Raw genomic sequence first — 6,380 nt, forward strand, 5'->3', positions numbered from 1 at the left:
TCCAGACGGACCAACGCCTGGGCCATGCGCTGGGCGCTCGGTGCCGTGGTGATCTCGGCGGCGGCGAAGTGGCCGACCAGCGCGCCGCGCAACGACCGGTGCAGGCCGAACAGCGACATCATGTTGACGATCGCGATGGCAGGAGCGGGCACGTCGTCCACGTAGTGCAGGTAGTCCGCTGACATTCCGGCGCCTTCGAGCAGATCCGCGTAGAGGCGGGAGTGCATCCGGTCGGCCCTGCCGCCGCCGAACTCGTCGAACTCCACCGCGACCAGCGCCGCCTTCGCTCTGCCGCGCAGTCTCGGGATCACCCACGCGTGCGGGTCCGCTTCCTTGTGGTGGTACACCGACCTGTGCGCGAGGTACTCGCGCATCTCGTCCCAGGTTCCGTTGTCCCGCAGGTGATGCGACACACCGCTCCCAGGGACGTGCTCGACCAGCAACGCGTCCAGCGCCGCATTCAGGTCGTCGCCGCCGTCCACATCGGACCGCAGCGCGGCGAGGAAGACGATCTCGGCCTGGGCGCGGAGCTCGAGGAGCCTGGGATCCCACTCCCAGGCGGGGTGCACGTCGTCGAACCCGCAATAGTGCAGCTCGTACAACGTGTGCAGCGCGATGGTCAGGTCCTCGCCGTACGGATCGGCGTCGGTGAACGGGATCGGCCGGCCGTCCGGTTCACCGCTCAGCGTGCCGATGACGGTCTCCGAAAGCGGCCCGCGGGGCGAAGGAAGCTTCACCACGGTGTCATACCCGCTGGTCGACGAGGTCATGCACGAGCACGAGCTCACCTCGTGCCTCCAACGCCGGCGTCACGTGCTTCAGCAGCTCCTCCAGCAGCGCTGTCGCGGGCACCCGGCACTCACGCCACGGGTGGACGCCGGCGCCGTCCAGGCCGTACCGGGAGGCCGCCCAGACCGCTGCCGCGCACACGTCGTCACGCACCGGCGGGGATTCGTCCACGAGGCATGCCGTGTGGACGAGAGCGCGGGACAGGGCGGCCTGCAGGACCGCGTCGTCCACCGTCTCCGCCGCGTCGGCCACGCGGAACTCCACGGTCGGCAGCTTCGGCGACAGGCGGGCGAGCCAGAACGACTGCGCGCGGTCCACGAGCGTGCCGCACGTGACCATCCGGGCGACGTGGGCGTCGTAGTCGGCGGGGCCGGCGAACACCGGTGGCACCCCGGAGCCGGGAAAGCGGGACTGCTGGACCATCCGCCAGCTCGCGTAGCCGTTGTCAGGGGAGTTCGCGGACAACGCGAGCAGCGTCGGCAGCCACGGCCGCACGTGGTTCAGCACCCGCACACCGGTTTCACGGTCCGGAACGCCCACGTGGACGTGGCAACCGCAGGCCTCGTAATGCTCGACGACGCCGGCGTAGGCGTCGAGGACGTGGCGGAACCGCGGGTTGTCGTGGGACACGATCGGCTGCAGAGACGGCTTCACCGGCGTGCCACGGGAAAGCAGCCCGACGCCGACCTCCTCCGCGGCCTTCGCGAGCATCGCGCGGGCTTGCCGCAGGGCCTCGCCGAGGTCGGCGGCCGACGTGCACGGCCCGTCGCGGCCTCGACCTGCGTGGCCGCGAGCTCGGCGTGGAACTTCGTCAGCCCGGTGTCCTGGACACGCGCCAGCACGGCGTCCGCACGCACCGAGGTACGTCCGGACGCCGTGTCGACGAGGAGGAACTCTTCTTCTACGCCAACGGTGTCAGCGCACTGCGGCACGCCGGCCAAGCGCGGCCCCCAGTCCGATCATGCCGAGGCCGAGAACCAAATGCAGCCAGTCGTCGGCGCCGTTGAGCGGCACGAAGTTCGCGCTGCTCGTCTTGTCGATCACCAGTCCGTACAGCCACAGCACGAGGTAGACCGCGCCGCCGCCGATCAGGAACGCCCGCGCGCCGGCCGCCGTGCGCGCGGCCAGGAAGCCCGCGACGCCGAACAGCAGGTGCACGATGTTGTGCAGCATCGACACCATGAAGATGCCCAGCAGCATCGCGCCGGACTCGTGACCCGCGAAGGTCATCTGGTCGTAGTCCGTGGTGACGCCCGGGATGAAGCCGAGCACACCGACCAGTGCGAACACGGCCGCGACGACCAGCGCGGCCTGCTGGACCCGCGTGCGGGTAGTGACGTCGACCATCTTGGTCACCTCGCTTGGTGATGGACACAGTCAGTGACCGACTACCCGGCCGGGGTAGACGCAAACCCGAGCGTCAGCGGCTCAGCGCCGCGGCGTACGCGGACAGGGACTCCCGATCGGGCTGACCCGTCTTGGCGATCAGCGAGGCGACGTGCTTTTCCACCGTGCGCGGCGAGATGTGCAGGCGGGTCCCGATGGCCTTGTTGCCCATCCGGTCGGCCAGCAACACGAACACCTCGAACTCGCGCACTGTGACGCCGTGCCCGCGCAGCTGCCGGGGCACCTGCTCCGTGCCGCTGCGACGTTGCTGCACCGGCGCTCCGGCCTGCCTGAGCAGTCCACGGCACGCCGACGCCACAGCCGCAATCCCTGTCTGGTGGAAGTACTCCTCGGACGACCGCAGCCAGGTCACCGGATCGCCCCACCCCGAGGCCTCCGGCGCGACCAGCCGCACGCCCAGGTGGCGGGCCATCGGGTACAGCGCGGCGGCCTCCTGGGCGCGCTCGAAGGCGGCCAGCGCCTCCCCGCACCGGTCGTCACGGCCCAGGAGCACGGCGTGCGCGAGGTCGGCGAACTGCCGGTTCCACCGCATGCCGGCGGCGGAAGCCGTTGCCAGGGCGTGGTAGTCGGGCCAGCCGAAGCGGCCGTCGAGCACACCGAGGAGCACGCGGATGCCGTGCGTGCCGGAGAGGTGGAACGTCGTGGGGTTCTGCGACTCCAGTTCGAGAGCGTGGTCGAGCTCCTGGGTGGCCAGCGCGTGGTTCTCTTCCAGCAGGGCGCAGAACGCGCGGGCGAGCCCGTAGCAGAGCGGGTGCTCCTGCGCGCCGCTTTTCGCGACCGCCTCGAACTTCCTGATGGCGTCGTCGGTTTCGGCGCGGTGGCCGCGGTGCGCGGCCAGCGTCGCCTTCGCCATCAACAGATAGCGGGTCAACGCGTGGAACCGGAGGCGCGCTGTGGTCCGCAGGCACCTGTCGATCTGCTCGGCGGCCACGGCGTGGTCACCGGTGAGCACGGACTGCAACGCCAGGATCGCGTCCACGTTGTGCGCCACCGTGATCGCGCCCGCCCGGCACGCCTCGGCGTGGGTGCGGTCCAGTGCGGCGGTGCTGCCGTGTGCGAGCCAGTCGTTGCCCGCCAGCCGCACCAGCGCGTAGATGTGCTGGATCGGCATCCGGTGTGTGTCCGCGAGCGCCCGCGCCTTGTCGAAGCACGTGTTGGCTTCGTCGAGGTCCTGTTCGCGCGCGATGATCCCGAGCAGTTGCCACGCCTCGCACGCCACCACCGGCAGCTGTGCGCGGTCCGCCGCGAGAGCCGCCTGCCTGGCCAGGCCCGCCGCGGAGGAGATCCGGTCGGTGCTCGGGATGTTCAGCGCGAGATAGGCGGAGTTGACGTCCAGCTGGGCGGTCAGCTCGTCGCACGCGTCCGTGCCGAGCAACGTGCGGGCGATGCGCACCTGCTCCACGCCCTCGGTGAACCAGCCGGCCAGGTAGGCGACGCGCGAGAGTCGCGTGTGGAGCTTCGCGCGGCGCGGGCTGTCCAGGCCGTGGAGCTCCGTCACGTCCAGGGCGAAGGCGCGTTCGAACTCGCCCGTCTCGGCGAGAGCGGGAAGTAGGGTGTCGAGGACGTCGGCGCGGGCGGTGATCTCGTCCGTCAGCAGGCGTTGTGCGCGATCGAGCAGCGTGACGGCCGAGCCTGCCGCGCCGCCCGCCAGCGCGCGTGTGCCCGCCTCCGCGAACAGCCTGCCGGCCTGGGCAGGTGATCCGGCGTCGAACCGCAGCTTCGCGACGAGCGGGCACCAGTCACCGGGCAGTCCCGGATGCAGGTCCTCGACCGCGTCGGCGGTGCGCCTGGACAGTTCCGCACGTTCGGCAGGGGTCAGCTGGGCGAGCAACGCGTCCGCGGTGAGCGGGTGGCGGAACGAGTACCAGTCGGGGGTGGGCTCGTCCGGCGTCACGAGCTGCGCGGCGACACCCGCGTGCAGGTGGCTCAGCAGCTCGCGGTCGTCGGTGCGGGTCACCTTCTGCACCACCGAAAGCGGGAACCGATGGCCCAGGACCGCCGCGATGGACAGCACTTCCCTGCCCTGCGGCCCCAGCCGGTCGGTGCGGTGCGCGACGCTGCGCACGAACGCCGCCGGCACCGGCAGCTTGAGCTCGCCGAGCACCTGCCAGCCCAGCGCCCCTGACACGAGCATCCCACCGCTCACCATGCCGTGCAGCAGTTCCTCGACGACGAACGGGTTTCCGGCGCTGTCCGTCCACAGTCGATCGGTCAGCTCGGCCGGAATCCGCGAGCTTTCCAGGCAGGCCGCCGTCATCTGCGCGACCTCGTCCTGGGACAACCTGTCCAGTTCCAGCAGCGTGCCGCAGCCGCGCTGCACGATCCGGTGGACCAGCTCCAGCGCGTTGCCGGGCTCGGTGCGGATCGTGGCGAGCAGCAGAACCGGTTGGTCCTCCAGGTTGTCCGCCAGGTACTCGACGACGGCGAGCGTCTCGGCGTCGGCCTCGTGCAGGTCTTCGAGGACGAGCAGGCACGGCGTCTTGCGCGCCACGGACGCGAGCAGCCTGAGCACCGCCTCGGCGAGCACCACCACCGACTCCGTCGTGGACCGGTGGTCGTGCCATTCCGGGATCAGCGTGCCCAGCACGGGTTTGTAGGGCCCGAGCGCGGAGTCGTCCGGCGGTTCGCCGCGGAACAGACCGAGAAGGGCTTCCGCGATTGGACGAAACGGCACCATCGGCCCGATCGTCGTGCCGCGTCCTTTCAGCACCCGCATGCCCTCGTCGAACGCCTGACCCGCCGCGAACCGTGCGAGCCGCGACTTGCCGATGCCGGCCTCACCGGTCAGGAAGACGGCCCCACCACGGGATTCGCGTGTGTGCGCGAGCGCCCCCGTGATGGCCGCGACCTCTCGGTCGCGGCCGACCACGTGCGCCCGGGTCTGCATGTCTGGACCCTAACGGCCTTGTGAAGGTCTCCGTGTCGGTTGCCCAGGCGTATTCGGAACGAAAGTTTCTTCAGCGTGAAAGCGTTACTTGTCGCTGACGGTCGTGTCCGACAGCGTGGGTGTGATCGCCGCGAAGGCGCTCATCGCGAGCGTGAGGCCCATCAGGGCGCGCGCCCTCGCACCCGCGAGGACCTTGGGGGCGAGCTCCATCTCCCCGATCGCGTGCTCGGCCGGCTCCGGCTGGTGCAGGGACTCGTTCATCGGGTGCACTCCTCAGGTGTTGGTGTTGTGTTCCAGCAGCAGGACCGATGGCACAGGAAACCCTTGGCGCAGCAGGCCGTGCCCGATGCCGGCCAGGCCCGTGAGCAGGCCTGGCGACGGGACGCCGCCCGGTGTGGCGCAGCGGGCGCCGTGTTCCTCCAGTGCTCCCAGCAACAGCGCCGTGCGGCGGGTCGCGGCGCTGGGGTGGTGCGCGGCGAGTGCTTCGACGACGCCCAGTTCGCCGTGGCACAGACTCATGTCCCGCAACGGTTCCCGTGACGCCAGCAGACCGGCCAGGCGTTCGTCGTCCCGTGCCAGGGCGGCGCCGGCGAGGCCCGCGCACCAGCCGTTGTCGGTCGGGTCGATGGCGTCGCCTTCCAGAAACGCTTTCGCTGCCGCATCCGACAACTCGTCGCGAACCGTTGCCGCGTAACGCCGCAAAGCCCATCCGATTCCCGCATGGCCGCGGGCGAACCCGTTCGCCGTGCTCGTGGCGCCACGCAGAACGGCCGCGTAGCGATCGGCGAGTGCCAGCGATTCCGGCGTGCCCACCGCGAGCATCGCGGCCAGCGATCCCGCGACACCGTCCACGACGCTGATCGACGAGTCTTCCCTCGGCATCACCGACACGGCCGACGACAGCAGCGAAGGATCAAGGCCGAGCAGCGGCGTGAGGCGCGCCAGCCCGTAGCAAATGCCGCCCAGGCCGTGGAACCCGCCACCCGCCGCCGCGGCCAGCTCCGGTTCCGCGGCGAACATCTCCAGCAAGGACGGCAACGGCCGGATGGCGTCGCGGGCGAAGTCGACGTACCTGGCGGCACCCGTCAACGCTCCCAGCTCCGCCAGGAAGAGGGCGACACCTGTGTAGCCGTTGGACAAACCAGCACCGAGCGGCTGCACAGTCCAGTGCCGGTCGTCGACGAGCTCGAGCCCGAGCCAGTTGACGCGGTCCCTGCCGGTGACGGCGTGCGCGAGGATCTGGTCGGCGATCCCGCACGCGGCGACCAGCAGCCGCGCCGGATCCGGTCGCCGCGGC

Annotated in this window: 6 protein-coding genes; all 6 read right to left on the reverse strand. The window is 70.7% G+C overall.

Features of this window, described 5'->3' with window-relative positions; all coding sequences use genetic code 11:
• Positions 1-770, reverse strand: a 770-nt coding sequence (locus tag FXN61_RS46305) for an iron-containing redox enzyme family protein (protein WP_167980169.1), incomplete at its 3' end; no start/stop codon positions are given.
• Entirely contained in the window at positions 745-1,500 is a 756-nt protein-coding gene (locus tag FXN61_RS46310; RefSeq protein WP_246293118.1) for a carboxylate-amine ligase, read from the reverse strand. The genes FXN61_RS46310 and FXN61_RS46305, both read right to left, overlap by 26 nt.
• A gap of 204 nt (positions 1,501-1,704) precedes the next feature.
• Complete coding sequence (locus tag FXN61_RS46315) at positions 1,705-2,136, reverse strand: DUF4383 domain-containing protein (protein WP_167980170.1); 432 nt, start codon at positions 2,134-2,136, stop codon at positions 1,705-1,707.
• 73 nt (positions 2,137-2,209) lie between these two features.
• Positions 2,210-5,083 (reverse strand): LuxR family transcriptional regulator, encoded by a 2,874-nt coding sequence (locus FXN61_RS46320; RefSeq protein WP_167980171.1) that lies wholly within the window; start codon positions 5,081-5,083, stop codon positions 2,210-2,212.
• 84 nt (positions 5,084-5,167) lie between these two features.
• Positions 5,168-5,344 carry a hypothetical protein gene (locus FXN61_RS46325; RefSeq protein WP_167980172.1) on the reverse strand — a complete coding sequence of 59 codons (177 nt, stop codon included), beginning with the start codon at positions 5,342-5,344 and terminating at the stop codon, positions 5,168-5,170.
• A gap of 12 nt (positions 5,345-5,356) precedes the next feature.
• A partial coding sequence (locus FXN61_RS46330) for a lanthionine synthetase LanC family protein (RefSeq protein WP_281360877.1) occupies positions 5,357-6,380 on the reverse strand: 1,024 nt, incomplete at its 5' end.

This window comes from Lentzea indica, assembly GCF_012184385.1.
GTDB classification, from domain to species: Bacteria; Actinomycetota; Actinomycetes; order Mycobacteriales; family Pseudonocardiaceae; genus Lentzea; species Lentzea indica.